The sequence below is a fragment of the Gemmatimonadota bacterium genome, from assembly GCA_026706845.1.
GTDB lineage: Bacteria > Latescibacterota > UBA2968 > UBA2968 > UBA2968 > VXRD01.
In genome coordinates, this window is the sequence record JAPOXY010000082.1 from 12,082 (window position 1) to 30,514 (window position 18,433).

Genomic DNA, 18,433 nt, shown 5'->3' on the forward strand with positions numbered 1-18,433 from the left:
TTTTCTAAGGAGAAAGCCATGAGTAACCAGAATGGCAACAATGCTACAAAAATTTATCTCAAAGGCAAACACGGAATTCGCGTTCCTGCCCGCAAAATATCTCTGACAAACGGTGAAGATCCCGTTTACGTCTATGACACCAGCGGACCACAAGGTGGGGATGTGCGAAATGGTCTGCCCCCGTTGCGCGAACCGTGGATTCGGGCGCGAGGCGATGTCGAGGATGTCGCACCAACTTATGTCCCGCAGTCAGATGCGCCGGAAATCCCGGAAAATCTTCGCCGCAAAACCGTTCTTCGCGGCACGGGCAATGTCACGCAGATGCACTATGCCAAACGCGGTGAAATCACGCCCGAAATGGAATTTATCGCCATCAGGGAAAATGTCGATCCCGAATTTGTGCGCTCAGAAGTCGCGCGAGGCCGCGCCATCATCCCGGCAAATATCAACCACCCCGAAAGCGAACCCATGATCATCGGGCGCAACTTCCTCGTCAAAGTCAATTCCAATATTGGCAACTCGGTGGTCACTTCCTCTATAGAAGAAGAAGTCGAAAAGATGCAGTGGTCCACCCAATGGGGTGCCGATACAGTAATGGACCTATCTACAGGCAACGACATCCACGAAACCCGCGAATGGATCATTCGCAACTCTCCCGTGCCCATCGGGACAGTGCCGATCTATCAGGCTTTGGAAAAAGTGGGCGGCGTTGCCGAAGACCTCACCTTTGACATCTTTATGGACACCATCATCGAACAGGCCGAACAAGGTGTCGATTACTTCACCGTGCATGCCGGCGTACTACTCCGCTATGTGCCCCTCACCGCCAAACGGGTCACGGGTATCGTATCTCGCGGCGGCTCCATCATGGCCAAATGGTGTCTCGCCCATCACCAGGAAAGCTTTCTCTACACCCGTTTCCGCGACATATGCGAGGTGATGAAACAATACGATATTTCATTCTCTCTCGGAGACGGGTTGCGCCCAGGATCCATTGCCGATGCCAATGATGCGGCGCAGTTTGCCGAATTGCAAACCCAGGGCGAACTCACCAAAATCGCCTGGGAATACGATGTTCAAGTCATGAACGAAGGCCCCGGGCACATCCCGATGCACCTCATCAAAGAAAATGTCGATAAACAAATGGAGTGGTGTCACGAAGCCCCCTTCTATACCCTGGGACCTCTCACCACAGATATTGCGCCGGGATATGATCACATCACCTCTGCCATTGGTGCGGCAATGATCGGATGGTATGGCACAGCGATGCTCTGCTACGTCACCCCCAAAGAACACCTCGGCTTGCCGAACAAGCAAGATGTAAAAGACGGCCTGATCGCGTACAAAATTGCCGCTCACGCCGCCGACCTCGCCAAAGGACACAAAGGCGCGCAAGACTGGGACGACGCCCTGTCAAAAGCGCGCTTTGAGTTCCGGTGGGAAGATCAATTCAACCTCTCGCTCGACCCCGATACAGCCCGCTCTTATCACGACGAAACACTACCTGCTCAGGGCGCCAAAATCGCACACTTCTGCAGCATGTGCGGCCCCAATTTTTGCAGCATGAAAATCACGCAAGACGTGCGCGCCTATGCCGAAGAAAAAGGCATAGAATCAGCCGAAGCCCTCGAAATTGGCATGGCCGAAAAAGCGCGAGAGTTCAAAGAAAAAGGGTCTGAGATTTACCAGATCGCGGATTGAGGCAGAAAAATAAAACCGAGGAATGGAAACAGGTATTGCTCTATCTCTTGAGCAATACCTGTTTTAATAAGGAATGCAGGCTCAGCGGCGATTTACTACAGCAGGCGGAGGTCCGACGAGGCCTGAGCTAAGCGGTTGTGTCACCTTCGCAGGTATCGCCGTATTCAGTATTTCGACATACGCATCGTAGAAATTCTGAATATTTTCGACATAGTGTACGGGCTGACCGCCGCGGCAGAAACCGTATCGCGCCCGCTCGTAATAGTCCGGTTGAGACAGCAAGCGCATCGCCTTTTCCACGTTGCCAAACCAGCGGTTGGGATCCCATCCCATTTCCCGCGCCAGACGGCGAGCGTCGAGTACATGACCGTATCCCGCATTATAAGAAGCCAGCGCAAAGCGAATCCGCACTTGCATCGGCAAATTGTGATCAAACCGGTTGATAAGCTGATGCATGTACTTGACCCCTGCGTGAATGCTCTCATGGGGGTCGTGAAGATCGGTAAATCCCAACTGCTCTCCCGTGCTCGGCATCACCTGCATCAGCCCCTGCGCGCCGACCCAACTGACCGCCTCTGGATCAAATCTGGATTCCTGGTACATCTGTGCGGTAATCAACCGCCAGTCCTGCCCGTATTGAGAGGCGTATTTTTTTGTCAGATCATCATAAGGCGACAACTGCCCGCTCAAACCGACCCGCATTGAATCTTTGGCTCTGGCAACAGCGCGCGTGCTCTTAAAATACCTCTTTTTCATCATATTAAAAAACAAGCCGCCTTTTTCTTCTTTTATGTATTGGTTGAGCGCCGCCAGCAACTCTGAATTGTCCTTGCGAACCGCCCAGCCCAGTGCCGTGGGCTTTATACTCAAAGCGGCTTTGAGGCGGCGACCATACGCGCGTTCTATATCGAGCAAATGGGAATCGCACATCGTAAGATCATAGATACCCTCTTCAACTCCAGCTAAAATATCTTCGGTTTCTACATCGTCGGGCACGATCGCAATCTCGAGACCATCTACGGAATCCCGCAACGCCATCAGCGTCGTATAAAACGAAGAACTGGCGCGCACATGTATCGTACGTCCAGCCAGATCCTGGAGGCTGGCAATCGAATCGCCATCCGCATGCACCACCACCAGTTCACTCACTTCATTATAGGGTAGCGTAAATGCCGCCTGCTCTTGCCGTTTCTCAGTAATAGTCATTGCCGAAGCGACGACATCGCCCTTGCCTTCATTCAAATACGGCAACAGTTCGGCGTGACTATTCGGAATAACAATTTCGAGGCGCAGGTCGTGTTGCGAGGCAAATCTCTTTATAAGCTCGTATTCAAATCCTATCTGCTGTCCCCGATAAATAAAATAGGTCATCGCATTATTGCGCGTGATCATGCGCAACCGGCGGCGTTCCTTCAAACCGGGCAGATCGTCGGTAAATGTCTGCTGGCGCTGCCGCGTAAATTGATGCGCCAGCAAATACTCATCTACCGCGACCTTGAGCTTTGTATCGTTTGGTCGCATCATCAAGGCGAGTGGACGCTCTTCGGCCACAACGAGCGGTGCGACGAGATTATCGTGATAATTGGCGATGGCATGCCATAAATGCGCGTCGCACAAGGTCGCTTTGTATTCGCCTTGAGCAATGCCTTTGACCAGCCCCTCGGTGCCAAGCGTATCTGACACAGTGTGGATACGTAAAGACGGCACCTCCTTCTGAACATCAATCAAGGTCTGATAATACGAACTGGACTGCCGCACGCTGATCTCCATACCGGCAAGATCTGCCACTGTCCGGGGTAGGCTATCTGCCCGCGCTGTAATCAAATATTCATCGACGTATAAATACGGAACTGAAAACGCTGCTATCTTTTCTCGATCTGGTGTAATCGTCAAGCTGGAGGCGATAATATCGCCCTCGCCTTCGAGTAGTTTTTCCAACATCTGAACATAATTATCGGCCTTTACAAGCTCCAACTTCAGCTTGAGTGCATCCGCCAGACTATGGGCGATATCGTAATCCAGGGTCACCGGCTCCGCTTGTCGGGGCATATAGGTAATCGGCTCCTCACTGACGATCACCCGCAATACGCCGCGATCCTGCAATTGCGGAAGATCGCCGGTGTATTTGGGTGGCGCGGGTTGTTTTTCGCTGCACTGTACAAAAGCACACAGGATAATCAGTGCTGGGGGAATCATACGATGCAACACAGATGTATCTCCTTTCAATATATCGCCTCATCGCCGGCCCGATAGGGCTAAAATATTTTGCGGTATTTTCTTCCCAAAAGAAGAAGGGATTGCGATATAATCGCACCCCTTTTTTATGAACGAAATACAGATGATAGTTTGGGGCGATTTATGTTTCCCGTCTCCCCGGCGGGTCGGATACAAAGCTTTCGATAGCCGCGTCAACAGATTCCAACGTGCGAAAATGCGACGACAACTTTCCGACCATCATCAAACTCTCCATCCGGTTTGCAATGCCGGCCAACCTGAGATCACCTCCGGCATTTCTCAACATCTCCAGGCTGACCGCCAATACGCCCAACATCGTGCTGCCAAACCACTTCACTCTGGAAAAATCAACCACGACATTTGTAATGCCATCGGCCATGACCTCTTCGACATAATGCTGAAAAGGAACAACTGTAGGACCACTCATCAAGGTACCCGATACACTCAGAACCGCGACCTGGTCGCGAATGTCAACTTTGACTCTCATCAATTTGGCGAACAGCTCTTCAAAAATTGGACTTTGATCAGTCCACAATTTACAAAAATCTCTATGCATCCTGATCTGCAAAACTTTCCACAGCCCGATCTACTGTATCCAGAGTCGTAAAAATATTTGCCAACTGTGTAACCATCAAAATACTTTCAATCTTCCTGGTAACGCCCGTCAATCTCAAATCGCCGCCTTCACCGCGCAACGTCGTCAAACTCGCCGTTAGCACGCCCAGCATGGCACTGCCAAACCATCTCACCCTGGAAAAATCAACCACAACCTTTTTTATACCCTCACTTGCAAGTTTTTTAATATGATCTTGAAAAGGGGCAACCTCGGGGCCGCTCATCAATTCACCCGACAGGGTCAAGACAGCGACATCGCCGCGGATCTTTTCCGAAATTTTCATACAAACCTCCAGGACCAGAACTCACTGCACATCGCGCAGGGCACTGAAAATACGGCTGAACGAGAAAAAAATCAAGCTTATCAGTTGATATTATGCAGCGACTCTATATCTTGTGATTTATTTGAAATGAGATATACAAGATATTGTGGCAAAATAAAGCTTTTTTCGATAAACTGCATAACACCAGTTATCGGTTATCAATTGTTTTTTTCGCCTCAATCACCATTTTCAAGGCAGCATCTGCTATCGCATCGCGAATCGCATCGCGGTCTCCATCAAACTGAAAGACCTCACACACCACGCCTTCTGCACTGGCAACTGCGATATACGCCGTACCGATAGGCTTGGGCGACCGCCCGCGAATGGGGCCAGCGATCCCTGTCTCGGCCAGGCCCAAATCTGCACCACTCACTTCTTGCACGCCTTTGGCCATTGCGCGCGCGGCTTCCGCACTCACAGCACCATACGTATCCATCACCTTTTCATCTATCCCCAGCATCTCGCATTTAGACAACGCGCTATACGCAATAACCCCGCGTTCATAATAAGCCGAACTGCCAGGAACCGAAACAATGCGCGCGCTGATCAGTCCCCCTGTCGTGGTTTCTGCAACTGCAATAGTCCAGTCCCGTTCTCGAAGCAATATTCCGAGCTTTACTTCCAACTGTTCAGACATGTTTTACACCGCATATCACCGCTGATCAATAACCACAGGGGAACCCGATTTTGAAGACGCATAAGCTGCACAAAAGAGCTCAACAGACTTTCGGCCCTCTTCACCCGACACCACAGGTATCGTGCCTTTGGTGATAGCAGAAACCATATCCTCTGCAATATCGGCAGGCGCATCGGGCACTTCAAAACGGCTCAAATCTACCAATTCCTCATCCTTTGTCATCACTTCTATACCGCCGCGTTGATCCCACCGCACAGTGCCTTCCGTGCCGCTGATCTCCACCTGTGTCCCCAAATTTGGATAACTCGATGTCGTGGTCGTAATCAGCCCCCACGCGCCGCTTTGAAATGTCAACTGTGCAATTGTAATATCTTCCGTTTCAATATCGTGTGTCATGGTTGCACTGCGCCCATAAACTTCCTTTACCGGGCCGAGCAACCAGCAGATGAGATCGACAAAATGCACACCCTGATTGGCTATCGATCCGCCCTCTGTCTCTTTGCGGCTACGCCACCCCATGGGAAAGCCCCCATTGTAATAGCTCTGCTCGCGCCACCACTTCATCTTCACATCACCCAAAAAAATCTGTCCAATGATCCCCTGATCAATGGCGGCCTTCAATTGCTGGTTTGCCTTAGAATAGCGATTCCCAAAATCCACTGCCAGAACCTTCCCCGCATCTTTTGCCGCCTGAATCGCCGCATCGCACTTTTCCACGAGAATATCCATCGGCTTGGTAACAAATGCATGTTTGCCTGCTTCTATCGCTTCAATGGCGTAATCGCAATGCGTGCCACTGGACGTATAGATACCGATCGCATCGATATCATCACGCGCAAACATCGCCTTGTAATTCGTCGTCCAATCGCATCCATACATTTCGGCCTGCTCCACGGCCTTTTCTTCCTGTAAATCGCACACGCAAACCAGCGCACTGCCCTCTGCTGCTGCCACCTGTTTTGCTGCTCCGCGGCCACGCCCCAATCCCATAATACCAAATCTAACGCTCGACATTTTAATCTCCCTCTGAAAGCACCGCAAAATTTTCCCGCAACTTCGACAGTGTATCCCGATACTCGCGCTCGCGCTCGCGCTCTTTTGCCACGACCTCTGCGGGGGCATTATTCAAAAAACCCGCATTGCTCAACTTCTTCTCCAATCCGCTCAACGCCTTTTCCAATCCGCCAATCTCCTTCTCCAACCTCTGACGTTCCACAGTGAGATCTATCACGCCGGCCAAAGGCACAAAAATTTCCACATCACCAACCACAGCACTCGCAGACGCTGCCGGGCGTTCTAAAGCCGCGCCAAGGGTCAAATTTTCAACGCGCCCCAACGCCTTCATATAGCCCTTAACAGACGTCAAAATCGCACGTGCCTCCTCTGAATCCGTCTTACACACCACATCCACGAGCTTGCCCGGCGGAATACGCATTGTACCTCGAATATGGCGCACAGCACCCACCACATCCCGCATCAAAGCCATTTCTCGCTCGGCAGCTTTATCAAATTGCGTCTTGTCGCATTTGGGCCAGGGCGCGGCAATAAGAGCCTCGCCTTCTCGTGGAAAGGTCTGCCACAACGCCTCTGAAATAAAAGGCGCAACGGGATGCAACAGGCGCAGCGTGCCTTCAAACACGACACACAAAACCGACTGCGCGGTTTGACGGGCAGTTTGATCATCGCCATACAGGCGCACTTTCGCCATCTCCACATACCAATCGCAATACGCGCTCCACACAAAATCGTACAACGCGCGCGCCGCCTCGTCAAAGCGATACGCCTCCAAAGCCTCTGTAACCTGCAACACCGTGCGATTGTACAAACTCAAAATCCACCGATCAGAAAGGTCCGTAATCGGCTCGGGGACCGTCAGCAATGCCACATCGAGTATGTCGCGATCGTCCAGATTCATTTGTACAAACCGCGCGGCATTCCAGATCTTGTTGCAAAAATTGCGGCACATTTCCGCAATGGGCGAATCTTGCAACTTATTGTCCTTCACATCGGCATCAAACCGAATATCCTGCGAACTGCCGCATTGGTACAAAAGCGATAGGCGCGTGGCATCTGCGCCATAGCGGTCAATCAATTCGCGCGGATCAATCCCCGTACCCAACGACTTGCTCATGCGCTTGCCATCGCGCGTTTGCACCGTGGGATGAACCAGCACCGTCCGAAACGGAATCTCGCCCACAAATTCAACAGCTGTCATAATCATCCGAATCACCCACAGATACAAAATATCCCGTCCCGTAATCATCAAATCCGTCGGATGAAACAGCTTCAAATCCTCCGTATCTTCGGGCCAACCCAGCGTTGCAAAAGGCCACAGTGCCGAGGAAAACCACGTATCGAGCACATCGGGATCTTGCGTCAACTGCTGACTGCCACACGTTGTACACACTTCGGGAGGCTCTGCATTCACAATCACCTCGCTGCAATTTTCACACGTCCACACCGGAATGCGGTGCCCCCACCACAGTTGTCTCGAAATACACCAGTCGCGGATATTCTCCAGCCATTCAATCGAATATTCCCGAAACCGATCCGGCACATAATCGATCTTTTTTTCTCGCATCAAGGGCAAAATCAAATCGGCCAAATCGCGCATCGCCACAAACCACTGCTCCATAGGCATCGGTTCAATCACCGTGCCACAGCGGTCGTGATGCGGTACCGCGTGGGTATAATCCTCAATTTTTTCCATCAACTCCAGCTCGTCGAGTGCCTCGACCACCGCCTTGCGACACGCATAACGGTCCTGCCCGACATAAACGCCCGCATCCTCCGTCATCTCGCCATTCAGACCAATAACCGCGATTTCGGGCAAATCGTGACGCTGCCCTATCTCGTAATCATTGGGATCGTGTCCCGGCGTCACCTTCACCGCACCGCTCCCCATTTCCGGATCGGCATAGTCATCTGCCACAATGGGAATGGGGCGATTCATAAGCGGCAACATCACCCTTTTACCCACAGCATTGCGCCATCGCGCATCGGATGGGTGCACCGCCACTCCGGTATCGCCCAGCATGGTTTCCGGACGCGTTGTCGCCACAACCACATCGGGCGCACCATCTATCCCTTTGTACCGAATATGCCACAAGTGACTATCGACCTCTCTTTCCTCCACCTCGAGGTCGGAAATCACAGTGCCACACTGCGGACACCAGTTCACCATGCGTTTGCCCCGATAGATCCAGCCCTTCTCGTAAAAACGCACAAACGTCTCCAACACCGCCCGCACATACTCCTCATCCATTGTAAATCGCTCGCGCGACCAGTCATAACTACAGCCCAACTCGCGCAACTGTCGCAAAATTGTGCTGCCGTATTTTTCTCGCCAGGCCCATATCCGTTTCAACAAATCTCTGCGCCCAATTTCTCTGCGCGTCTTTTTTTCGTTCTCCCAGATCTCCTGCTCCACCTTCATCTGCGTGCCAATACCCGCGTGATCTGTACCGGGCAAACACAGCGTGCGAAATCCCCGCATCCGCTTGTATCGAATCACCGCGTCGTGAATCGCGTGTTGTAGCGCGTGGCCCATGTGCAACTCCCCCGTCACATTGGGTGGCGGAATCGTCACCGTATAGGCGGGACCTGTCGCGCGAAATTCCGGACGAAAATATCCCTTCCTGTACCAAAAATCATACCACGTCTTTTCAATATCTTTTGGATCGTAAGCACGCTCCAAAGCTTTATTCTTCATCGTCTCCATTACTCCTTAATTAGCGGCCTACCCCTTTTTTACACCGAATAACTTCGCCACCCCTCATAGATCGTCCGGACAGCTACTTTAATCACCGCTGTCGTGGGCACAGCCAACAACATGCCGACTGCGCCAAACAACTCGCTGCCAACGAACACAGCAAAAATGACGAGCAGAGGATGCAAATTAACACTGCGCCCAACCACCATAGGAGCGACAAAAACATTATCTACGAGTTGAACGATCGCAAACACTATAATCACTGGGATAACCACACCAAAACTCAGCGCAGAATATTGCAATACAGCGGCAACAACACCGGCAATAATCCCAATCGCAGGTCCCATATAGGGAATTACATTGGCCAAACCAGCGAGAAGACCAATCACCAAAAAATGTTCCAGACCGATGATATAAAGTCCGGTACTTGACAGAAGCGAAACAATTATTACAGATAACACCATACCGCGCATATAGCTCCCCAATTGCCTGTCAATGCGATGCAACAGATTCAATATCAGTTCGAAATATCGATTTGGCACCTGCACGATAATCGCATGCTTCATCGTTCTGCCCTCTGCCAAAAAAAAGAATAAAGCAAAAGGCACAATGATGAACAAGGTAAGTCCCGATAGCAATTGCCCGACCAATCCGGGAGTTTCCTTAAGCAAAATTGTCACGACGTTTTGCAGGTACTGATTCGCGGCCTGTATCCAATCGCGGCCCTTGAGCATTGGCAAAATTTCTTCCACCCAATCGCGGCCCTTAAGCATTGGCAAAATTTCTTCGAGATAGGTCTGAGCTGATTTCAGCCACGGCAGGAATGAAGTTTCATAAACTGACTTGAGTGCCATCAAAGAACTGGGCTTGTATTTGCCAAACGCATGTTTTGTCGCCGAGATTAAAATTTTAGATGTGCCAAATTGAACCGAAGCCATTGTATCCGAAACCGATGACACATCCTCCATATTTCCTCTAAGCGTCAACACAATAGAATCTTCCCGGCTGCCAGACGAACCGTACAACCTCAAAGACGCCTGGCGCGGTTCATCCGCTTGTGGAGAAAATACCACGCGCAGTGTATCTCGCCCACCGACCACTTTTGGGTTGGCCTGTGGGGCAGCGGATTCCGCGTCTCCCCCACCGGGTATCAATTCCAGGGGCAAGCCATCAACCTTAAAATCTTCGAGTTCGCTCTCAAACCGATCAATCTTCACCACATCATCGCCCGTATTTTCCACCACACAGTACCAGGTGCCCTGCTCACCAATAATGCTCTTGACCATATCCTCCGTACCGCGCACAATCATAGGCGCGACCACAATAAGCGGAATGACCACAATTGCAAAAACAGCCAGCAAGACGACAACCACGGCGACAAGACGATTTAAGCGGTGCGATTCGAGAAAATCAACCACAGGCATGAGAAAATACGACAGCACAAACGCAATAAAAAAAGGGACCAGCGTACTTCGAATAGTATATAGCAACCAGATCATCACAACGATGAGGCCCAAAAAAATCACAATACGCAAAATTTGAGCAGTGCCCAGGCCGCCAGAAGATGGTTCATTCATGACTCGTCTTCTCCGTCCTCTTTTTGTTTTGCTGCCAACTCATCTCGGGCAACCTGCAAACTGTGATTGGTTTGTCGCAATCGCTCTGCGGCAATCCGCGAAAGTTGAATGGCAATTTTTACCCCCAAATGCGGTCGTTGTTCCGCCAACTGGTGCAGTGCGTCTCGCGGAAAAAGTGCCAACCTGGTATCTTCTTTCGCCACTGCTGTTGCTGTTCTCGGCACATTTTCCAAAAGTGCTGTTTCACCAAAAAAGGAACCGGATTCAGATTGAGCAAGTAGCACTTTCTCGCCATCTTCACCATCCTTCTGAATCACTTCTACACACCCTTTTAACACCACGTAAACACCGTCTCCCGGGGCACCCTGTTCAAAAATAACATCGCCTGTTGAATACTTGCGCATTTCTATAAGTTGCACCACCGCCTGCAACTCTCGGCGATTCAGTTCCCGAAACAGTGGAATGGCGCGCAATTCGGGAAATAGCGGCTTTTCGCGTTCCAACCAGCGCTGTAGAAATCGATTCATCACAAATCCCGTATCCCTGCGCGATAAGGCACCGCGGGTTCTGCTGCCCTTAAGCGTTCAAAAAAATCCAGTGCCTTTGGACGATAGCGCGATTCGATGTGTTGATCAAAAAAAGCGCGCAATATTCGCGTCACCTCTGCGCGATTTACACCCCGCAAGAGGGAAAGATCGATGCGGTCGGGACGTCCCACCTGTAGATGCGCCATAAAATTTATCGCCTCGAACTGCACGCGCATGCCCGCCTCTGCGTGATTGTCACACAGCGTACCGCCCAGACTGGGACTAAACCCCAGGCGGTGCCCCTGGAGCCGAGCACCACATTGAACACACCCACTCACATGGGGGCGATATCCCACCGCACCCGCAGCGCGAATCTGGAAATACCACACCGGTACATCCAGCGCTATTTCAGCAATACTCCCCACCCATTGCATCGCTTCAAGTGCAATACTAAACAAAAGTGGATTGCGATCTTCATCTTCGGTAATACAATCCAGAAACTCGCATATCGCGCTTCCAGCTGCCATCCGACCGTAGTGTTGTTTTACCGGTTCAAAAGCGTGTGCAATATCGCCTTCGCTCAATATTTGCAACTCTCGATTATCCTGTCGATAAAAAACATAATGTCCCCACGTCATGGGTTCAAGACTCGCGCCAAATTTGCTTTTGGGTCGTCGCGCTCCTTTGGCTACCAGACGCAACTTGCCGTAATCGCGAGAAAACAGCACCACAACCTTGCTGCTTTCACTCATGCGAAAACCGCGCAACACCAACCCATCGGTATGGCAAATCACGGTGACTCCAATGCTGTCGGTGGATTGGGATAAACCATATAAATCGATTCATTGGGATACACCATGCCATAGCGCTCTCGAGCAATGCGTTCAATTTCACCCAAATTGTTTTCCAGCAATTTCGCCTCGCGTTCCAACATTGCATTCTGCTGGCGAATAGTTTCAATTTCCCGTTCTAATGCGGCAATTTGCTGCTTGCGCATTATGAGTTGAAAAATCCCACTATCTCCTGCAAAAAACAAATAAAGCGAAAGCACCACTGGTGCAAATATCAAAAATCTATTCAGGCGTCGCCTTCCACTTCCCGGTATCATCGGACTGTTTTCCGGCAACACCGTACTTTGTCCCCGATAAAATGAGCGCATAACACAATCTCCAACGTCAGTTGTCGGTTGTCCTACTTCCGATTTAACACCACCATATCATCCCGATGGATAACCACCGCGCCATTGTTGATCCCGAGAATTTCTGCAACTTCTGGCGTTTTTTTTCCGCGAATACGTCGCACATCATCGGCGTCAAATCGCGTTAAACCGCGCGCAATCTCAACGCGTTTTTCTGATTCAACGCCAATGAGCTCACCAACTTCAAAATCGCCAATAACGCGGATAATACCCGAAGGCAACAAACTTTTGCCTCCATCGCTCAAAGCAACCACTGCGCCATCATCTACGACCACACCCCCTCGCTTTCGGGAATGCACCAACCACAAATCTCTGCTGTTCAAACTGCGATTATCCGCCACAAATAACGTGCCGCAATCTGCCCCATCCAAAATTTCGCGCAAACCGTTTGTACATCCATTTGCAATCACCGCCATCTGCCCACCTTGCATCACGGCCTCCGCCGCCCTGAGTTTTGTGCGCATTCCCCCGCGTCCCAGTGCACTCCCCGAAGACCCTACAGTTGCGTAGAGTTCTTCGGGCATCCCGTGCACAGACCGAACCAGTTGCGCGTCTGAGTCTTTTGCGGGATCACTTAAAAACAACCCATCGACATCGGTCAACAACACCAGCATATCCGCATCCACCAGATGCGACACCATTGCGGACAGGCGGTCATTTTCGCCCACAGACAATTGCAATTCTTCCACCGCCACGCTGTCGTTCTCATTGACAACAGGCACAACACCATACCGAAACAATTGATCCAATGTATTGCGCGCATTTACATACCGAGTGCGATTATCCAGATCATCCGATGTCAACAGCACCTGTCCCACCAAAACACCGTGTGCCTCAAATGCCCGTTTGTACGCATCCATCACCAATCCCTGTCCCACCGCAGCCGTAGCTTGCAAATCGGCCAACCGCCTCGGCCGATTATTCAATCCCAATTGCCCCATACCGGCGCCAACGGCTCCGGATGTCACAATCGCCACCTGTAAACCGCGATCTCTCAAATATGCCACATCGGCAGCCAGGCGGTCAATCACCGCGAGATTCAATGTGTTGCCATGTGCCGTCACCACCCGCGTGCCCAATTTTACCACCACCCGCCGCACATCGGCAAACAAAACTTTGCGGTCTATTCGTTTATTCATCCCACTCATGTCAAATCAATTTCGATTTTGGGACGCACTGGCACCCCGCGTTCTGCGAGATAGGTTTTGACTTCCGCAATACTGTATTGATTGTAGTGAAAAATCGACGCCGCCAGTGCCGCGCTCGCCTTCCCTTCGGACAACACCGCGTACATATCCTCTGGTCCCCCTGCCCCTCCAGACGCTACAATCGGCACATCCACGCGCTCGGCAACCATGCGGTTCAATTCAATATCGTATCCATCTTTTGTACCGTCTGCATCAATGCTATTCAAAACCAGTTCTCCCGCGCCGCGGTCCACCAGTTCCTCAGCCCATTCGAGGGCATCTCGTCCCGTATATGTGCGCCCGCCATTGATAACCACTTCCCATCGCACATCCTCGGTTTGATCGGGATTCGGCTGCCGAATTGCGTCAATTGACCCCACAATTGCCTGCGATCCAAAACTTTCAGCCCCCTGCGTAATAATTTCAGGCGTGTGTATAGCTGCCGAATTGATCGACGCTTTTTCTGCGCCCCCTTCGATAATTGTGCGAATGTCCTGATACGTGCGAACGCCTCCGCCAACCGTAAAGGGAATAAACACTTCTTCGGACACGCGCCGCACGAGTTTGCCGACAATATCGCGCTTCTCCGCCGACGCCGTAATATCGTAAAACACCAGTTCATCGGCACCTTCTGCATCATAGCGTTTCGCGAGTTCAATGGGGTCGCCAGCGTCTTTATCGGCTGAAAACTTAACCCCGCGCACATTGCGACCGTTTTTCACATCCAAACACGGAATAATTCGCCTGGCCAGCATCCTACACCCTCTCCGCAAAATTCTTCAAAATTTTCAAGCCCGCATCCTGACTTTTCTCGGGGTGAAACTGCACGCCAAAAGCCCGACCATTTCCGGCAATCGACGCATAATCAATCCCGTAATCCGTCACCCCGACCACATCTTCATCGCGCTCAGACGCCACAAAAAAAGAATGGACAAAATAAAAATAAGACCTGTCGGGCACGCCATCTAAAAGTGCTGTCTCGCGCTGAATTCGCACCTCATTCCACCCAATTTGCGGAACGCGCTGCCCTTCGGGAAAACGCTTCACTTTCCCCGACAAAATGTCCAACCCCCTGTGCTGCCCCATTTCTTCACTCTCGGCAAACATCAATTGCAACCCCAAACAAATACCCAAAAAAGGTCGGCCTTCTGAAATAGCTCTTACAATGGGCGCAATCAATCCCGCTGTTTTCAGATTGTTCATCGCATCGCCAAATGCTCCAACGCCGGGAAGCACAACGCGCTCGGCGGCATCGATATCCCCGGGGCTATCGACAATAACAGCCTTTGCCCCAACGTGTTCAAACGCCTTTTGAACACTTCGCAAATTCCCCATCCCGTAATCGACAACCGCAATCATCTCATTCTCCCAATGCGCTCGACCGCTCTGTAGCAGCCAAAACAGCATCCATCAAAGCAGCGCGCAAACCGCCCTGTTCCAGCGCGTGCAAACCCGCAATCGTCGTTCCGCCCGCCGACGTCACCTGATCTTTCAAAATTGCCGGATGATCGCCGCTCTCGGCAACCCTGCGCGCAGCTCCCAGCACAGTCTGTGTCGCCAGTGTCAACGCCATATCTTTTGACAAACCAGACCGCACCCCGCCATCTGCCAGCGCGTCAATTACCGCGTACACATAGGCAGGTCCACTACCCGCGAGTCCAGTCACCGCATCCATCTGTGATTCTGAAACAACGACCGCTGCACCAACCGCATTGAACAGAGACAGCGCCAGACTCAGATGATCCTCACCCACATGTGCGCCAGCACATATTCCCGAACCCGCCGCACCGACCTGCGCCAGAACATTGGGCATCGCGCGAATAACGGGCAGCGAACCCAATTCTGCTTCCAATGCCGCAATACGCACACCCGCCATAAAGGAAATAATCACCTGATCACAGTGCAACAAATCCCGAAAGCCCTCAACGGTCTGCTTCCAGAACTGGGGCTTCACACCCAGAACCACAATATCCTGATGGCCCACCACTTCGCGCGCATCCGCAGCAATGTGAACACCCAACTCGCGCTTTCTCTGATCCAACACCTCAGCAACCAGATCCACCGCCGTGATATTTTCAGGCGCGATCTCTCCCGACCGAATCCAACCGGCCATCAGCGCGCCCCCCATATTGCCTGCACCAATAACAGTAATTCTTTTATTTATCATAGCAATCAGCTTTTTTTTTACCTCATCAAACATACGTCAACCAGCCGCGCTTATCTTCCGCACGACCTTCCACAACAGCAAAAAAGGCATCCTGTAGTTTCTTGGTGATTTCTCCCCGAGAACCACAGCCAATTTTGATGTGGTCAATAGTCGTAATAGGCGTTATCTCTGCCGCGCTACCCGTAAAGAACACCTCATCGGCTATGTACAGGGACTCGCGTGGAATTGGTCGCGTGGTCACGGAATAGCCCAATTCTCGGGCCAGCGTAATAACCGAATGTCGCGTAATACCGGGCAAAATAGACGACTCAGTAGAAGGCGTGTAAATCTGCCCATTCTTCGCCATAAAAATATTCTCACCGCTGCCTTCGCTCACATAACCCTGTGTATCCAGGGCAATACCCTCGGCATAGCCATCGGCCATCGCCTCCATTTTAATCAGCTGTGCATTCATATAATTTGCCGCCACCTTGGCCAGCGAAGGCATGGTATTGGGCGCCAGGCGATTCCACGACGCAAATCGAACCGACACGCCTTTTTCCAGCGCTTCTGGCCCCAGGTACTCGCCCCATTCCCACACCGCGATCACCACGTCAATCGGGCATGGCATCGGATTGACGGCCAACTCGCCAACGCCTCCATATCCCCGAAAAACCACGGGCCTGACATAACACGATTGCAAGTTATTAATGCGAATCGTCTCCAAAATAGCCGCTTCCAGTTCATTTTGTGTATAGGGAATTTCCATGCGATAAATTTTGGCCGAATCGTAAATCCTTTGCACATGATCTCGAAGCCTGAAACAGGCCGGTCCTCTTTCGGTATGATAACATCGCATCCCCTCAAAAACACTCGAACCGTAATGCACCACATGGGACAACACGTGAATTTTGGCATCGTCCCAATCCACAAAATTCCCATTAAACCAGATCTTATACGACTTTGGAATGGGCATAAGAAATCCCTTTCTATAAAACTATCTCACAGCCAATGCGCGACAAATCCGTTCAAATCCATCTATCGATATGGTTTCGGGACGCGCGCGACCATCGATATTCGCTTCCATCAAAATCTCATCATCTACCACACCAGCCAACGCATTGCGCACCATCTTTCTCCGCTGCTGAAATGCGGCGCGCACCACGCCAAACAAACGCCTTTCATCTGCAATATCATAAGCAGAATTTGCTTCAAAATCCAGCATCAACACAGAAGAATGCACTTTGGGTCGCGGATAAAAATGCGCGGGAGGCAGATCAAACAACCGTTTTGCGACACACCGCACCTGTGTAACAACCGACAACACGCCATATATTTTGCTGCCCGGCGGCGCGATCATGCGTTGTCCCACCTCGCGCTGCACTGTAATCACAGCGCGTTTCCAAACCCTTCGAGCATCTGTAATTTGCCTGATAAGCGCGCCCGTAATATGATAGGGCAGATTGCCCACCAAAATCGCCTTTTCACTTTTTGACGTTTCAACAAGCGCGGGCAAATTGACCTGCCGCACATCGTCTGATACAATTTTTAACCGCGAACCAAATCGATCCGAAAGCAGATCACACAACGCCCCATCAATCTCAATAGCGACCACCTGCCCTGCCCGCCCAACCAAAAGGCCCGTCAAAGCACCTCGTCCAGGACCAATTTCTACGACCAGATCCTCTTTCTCAACCTGCGCAGCCTCTACGATTCGCGCGATAGATGCACCATCCGTGAGAAAATGCTGGCCCAGCCGCGTCTTCGTTTTCACGTTGATCCCAATCCAAACAAAGCCTGAGCATTTTGCGTCGTCTGCCGACAAACATCTTCAGTATCCCCGCATCCTGCATCAGCCAGATACTCGGCGACATAGCGCACATAAGCTGGCTCATTGCGCTTGCCGCGTTTTGGCGCCGGTGCCAGAAACGGACAATCCGTCTCCAAAAGCAACCGCTCAGCGGGCACATCTAATGCAACCTCCAACGCACCCGAATTTTTGAAAGTAACAATACCGCCAAACCCCAGATAAAAATTGAGATCCACCGCGCGCTTGGCTCCTTCGACATCCCCGCCAAAACAATGCATCACACCGCCCACCTCCGATCCACCCTCTTCCTCCAACACATCTAACACCCGCGTTTCAGCACCCCGACTGTGAATAATCAGCGGCAGGCCCATCTCTCTCGCCAGACGAATATGTGCCCGAAACGCCCGTTCCTGAACCTCGCGCGGCGCGTAATCGCGATAAAAATCCAACCCCGTCTCGCCAACCGCAACAACCCTGTGATGCTCCAAAAGCGCGGGCAACTTTTTTAAAGCCGCTTCATCCGCCTTTGCAGAATCCGACGGATGAAACCCCGCCGAAGCAAACACATCGTCCTGCGCCTCAGCAAGGGCAATAGCTGCACGACTCGTCTCCAAATTTGTACCCACATTCACAATCTGCCCCACCCCCGCAGTCCTCGCCCGGGCGAGCAAATCGTCCAAATCCTTCCTGAATTGTGGAAACATCAAATGAGCGTGTGAATCGACAAGCATGTTGAAATCCTGAAAAACAAAACCGTCGGCTATA

18 protein-coding genes are annotated in these 18,433 nt (G+C 51.4%); 1 reads left to right on the top strand and 17 read right to left on the bottom strand.

Translation table 11 applies throughout. From position 1 onward, the window contains the following. Positions 1-18: 18 nt before the first annotated feature. Positions 19-1,701 carry a phosphomethylpyrimidine synthase ThiC gene (gene thiC / locus OXG87_07945; protein ID MCY3869476.1) on the top strand — a complete coding sequence of 561 codons (1,683 nt, stop codon included), beginning with the start codon at positions 19-21 and terminating at the stop codon, positions 1,699-1,701. Positions 1,702-1,782: 81 nt separating this feature from the next. On the opposite strand, the gene mltF is transcribed toward thiC, so the two are convergent. The 17 genes from mltF to OXG87_08030 form a co-directional block, all read right to left on the bottom strand. Further along, complete coding sequence (gene mltF / locus OXG87_07950; GenBank protein MCY3869477.1) at positions 1,783-3,897, bottom strand: membrane-bound lytic murein transglycosylase MltF; 2,115 nt, start codon at positions 3,895-3,897, stop codon at positions 1,783-1,785. Positions 3,898-4,057: 160 nt separating this feature from the next. After that, positions 4,058-4,423, bottom strand: a complete 366-nt coding sequence (locus OXG87_07955; GenBank protein ID MCY3869478.1) for an STAS domain-containing protein — start codon at positions 4,421-4,423, stop codon at positions 4,058-4,060. A gap of 61 nt (positions 4,424-4,484) precedes the next feature. Continuing rightward, the gene (locus tag OXG87_07960) at positions 4,485-4,835 is read right to left on the bottom strand and encodes an STAS domain-containing protein (protein ID MCY3869479.1); all 351 of its coding nucleotides are present in this window, start codon (positions 4,833-4,835) and stop codon (positions 4,485-4,487) included. A gap of 187 nt (positions 4,836-5,022) precedes the next feature. Next, entirely contained in the window at positions 5,023-5,511 is a 489-nt protein-coding gene (locus OXG87_07965) for a CinA family protein (protein MCY3869480.1), read from the bottom strand. A gap of 15 nt (positions 5,512-5,526) precedes the next feature. After that, positions 5,527-6,525 carry a Gfo/Idh/MocA family oxidoreductase gene (locus tag OXG87_07970; GenBank protein MCY3869481.1) on the bottom strand — a complete coding sequence of 333 codons (999 nt, stop codon included), beginning with the start codon at positions 6,523-6,525 and terminating at the stop codon, positions 5,527-5,529. Position 6,526: 1 nt separating this feature from the next. After that, complete coding sequence (locus tag OXG87_07975; protein MCY3869482.1) at positions 6,527-9,223, bottom strand: valine--tRNA ligase; 2,697 nt, start codon at positions 9,221-9,223, stop codon at positions 6,527-6,529. 38 nt (positions 9,224-9,261) lie between these two features. Further along, a complete protein-coding gene (locus OXG87_07980) occupies positions 9,262-10,800 on the bottom strand; it encodes an AI-2E family transporter (GenBank protein ID MCY3869483.1) in 1,539 nt (512 codons plus the stop codon). Further along, positions 10,797-11,327: a cyclic nucleotide-binding domain-containing protein gene (locus tag OXG87_07985; GenBank protein MCY3869484.1), complete on the bottom strand. Its 531-nt coding sequence runs from the start codon at positions 11,325-11,327 to the stop codon at positions 10,797-10,799. Before OXG87_07985 ends, OXG87_07980 begins: the two co-directional genes overlap by 4 nt. Further along, positions 11,327-12,121, bottom strand: coding sequence for a DNA repair protein RecO (gene recO / locus OXG87_07990; protein MCY3869485.1), 795 nt, complete (start codon positions 12,119-12,121; stop codon positions 11,327-11,329). Before recO ends, OXG87_07985 begins: the two co-directional genes overlap by 1 nt. Next, on the bottom strand, positions 12,118-12,486 hold the full coding sequence (locus OXG87_07995; GenBank protein MCY3869486.1) for a septum formation initiator family protein: 369 nt from the start codon (positions 12,484-12,486) through the stop codon (positions 12,118-12,120). The genes recO and OXG87_07995 overlap by 4 nt, the downstream gene beginning before the upstream one ends. A 32-nt stretch (positions 12,487-12,518) precedes the next feature. Beyond that, positions 12,519-13,664, bottom strand: coding sequence for a glutamate 5-kinase (gene proB / locus OXG87_08000; protein MCY3869487.1), 1,146 nt, complete (start codon positions 13,662-13,664; stop codon positions 12,519-12,521). Positions 13,665-13,669: 5 nt separating this feature from the next. Beyond that, the gene (gene hisF / locus OXG87_08005) at positions 13,670-14,467 is read right to left on the bottom strand and encodes an imidazole glycerol phosphate synthase subunit HisF (GenBank protein MCY3869488.1); all 798 of its coding nucleotides are present in this window, start codon (positions 14,465-14,467) and stop codon (positions 13,670-13,672) included. Between the two features lies 1 nt (position 14,468). After that, a complete protein-coding gene (gene hisH, locus OXG87_08010) occupies positions 14,469-15,071 on the bottom strand; it encodes an imidazole glycerol phosphate synthase subunit HisH (GenBank protein ID MCY3869489.1) in 603 nt (200 codons plus the stop codon). A 1-nt stretch (position 15,072) separates the two neighbouring features. After that, entirely contained in the window at positions 15,073-15,879 is an 807-nt protein-coding gene (proC, locus tag OXG87_08015) for a pyrroline-5-carboxylate reductase (protein MCY3869490.1), read from the bottom strand. A 25-nt stretch (positions 15,880-15,904) separates the two neighbouring features. Beyond that, entirely contained in the window at positions 15,905-16,834 is a 930-nt protein-coding gene (locus OXG87_08020) for a branched-chain amino acid transaminase (GenBank protein ID MCY3869491.1), read from the bottom strand. 21 nt (positions 16,835-16,855) lie between these two features. Further along, positions 16,856-17,632 carry a 16S rRNA (adenine(1518)-N(6)/adenine(1519)-N(6))-dimethyltransferase RsmA gene (rsmA, locus tag OXG87_08025; protein MCY3869492.1) on the bottom strand — a complete coding sequence of 259 codons (777 nt, stop codon included), beginning with the start codon at positions 17,630-17,632 and terminating at the stop codon, positions 16,856-16,858. After that, positions 17,629-18,399, bottom strand: coding sequence for a TatD family hydrolase (locus OXG87_08030; protein MCY3869493.1), 771 nt, complete (start codon positions 18,397-18,399; stop codon positions 17,629-17,631). The genes rsmA and OXG87_08030 overlap by 4 nt, the downstream gene beginning before the upstream one ends. Positions 18,400-18,433 lie beyond the last annotated feature (34 nt).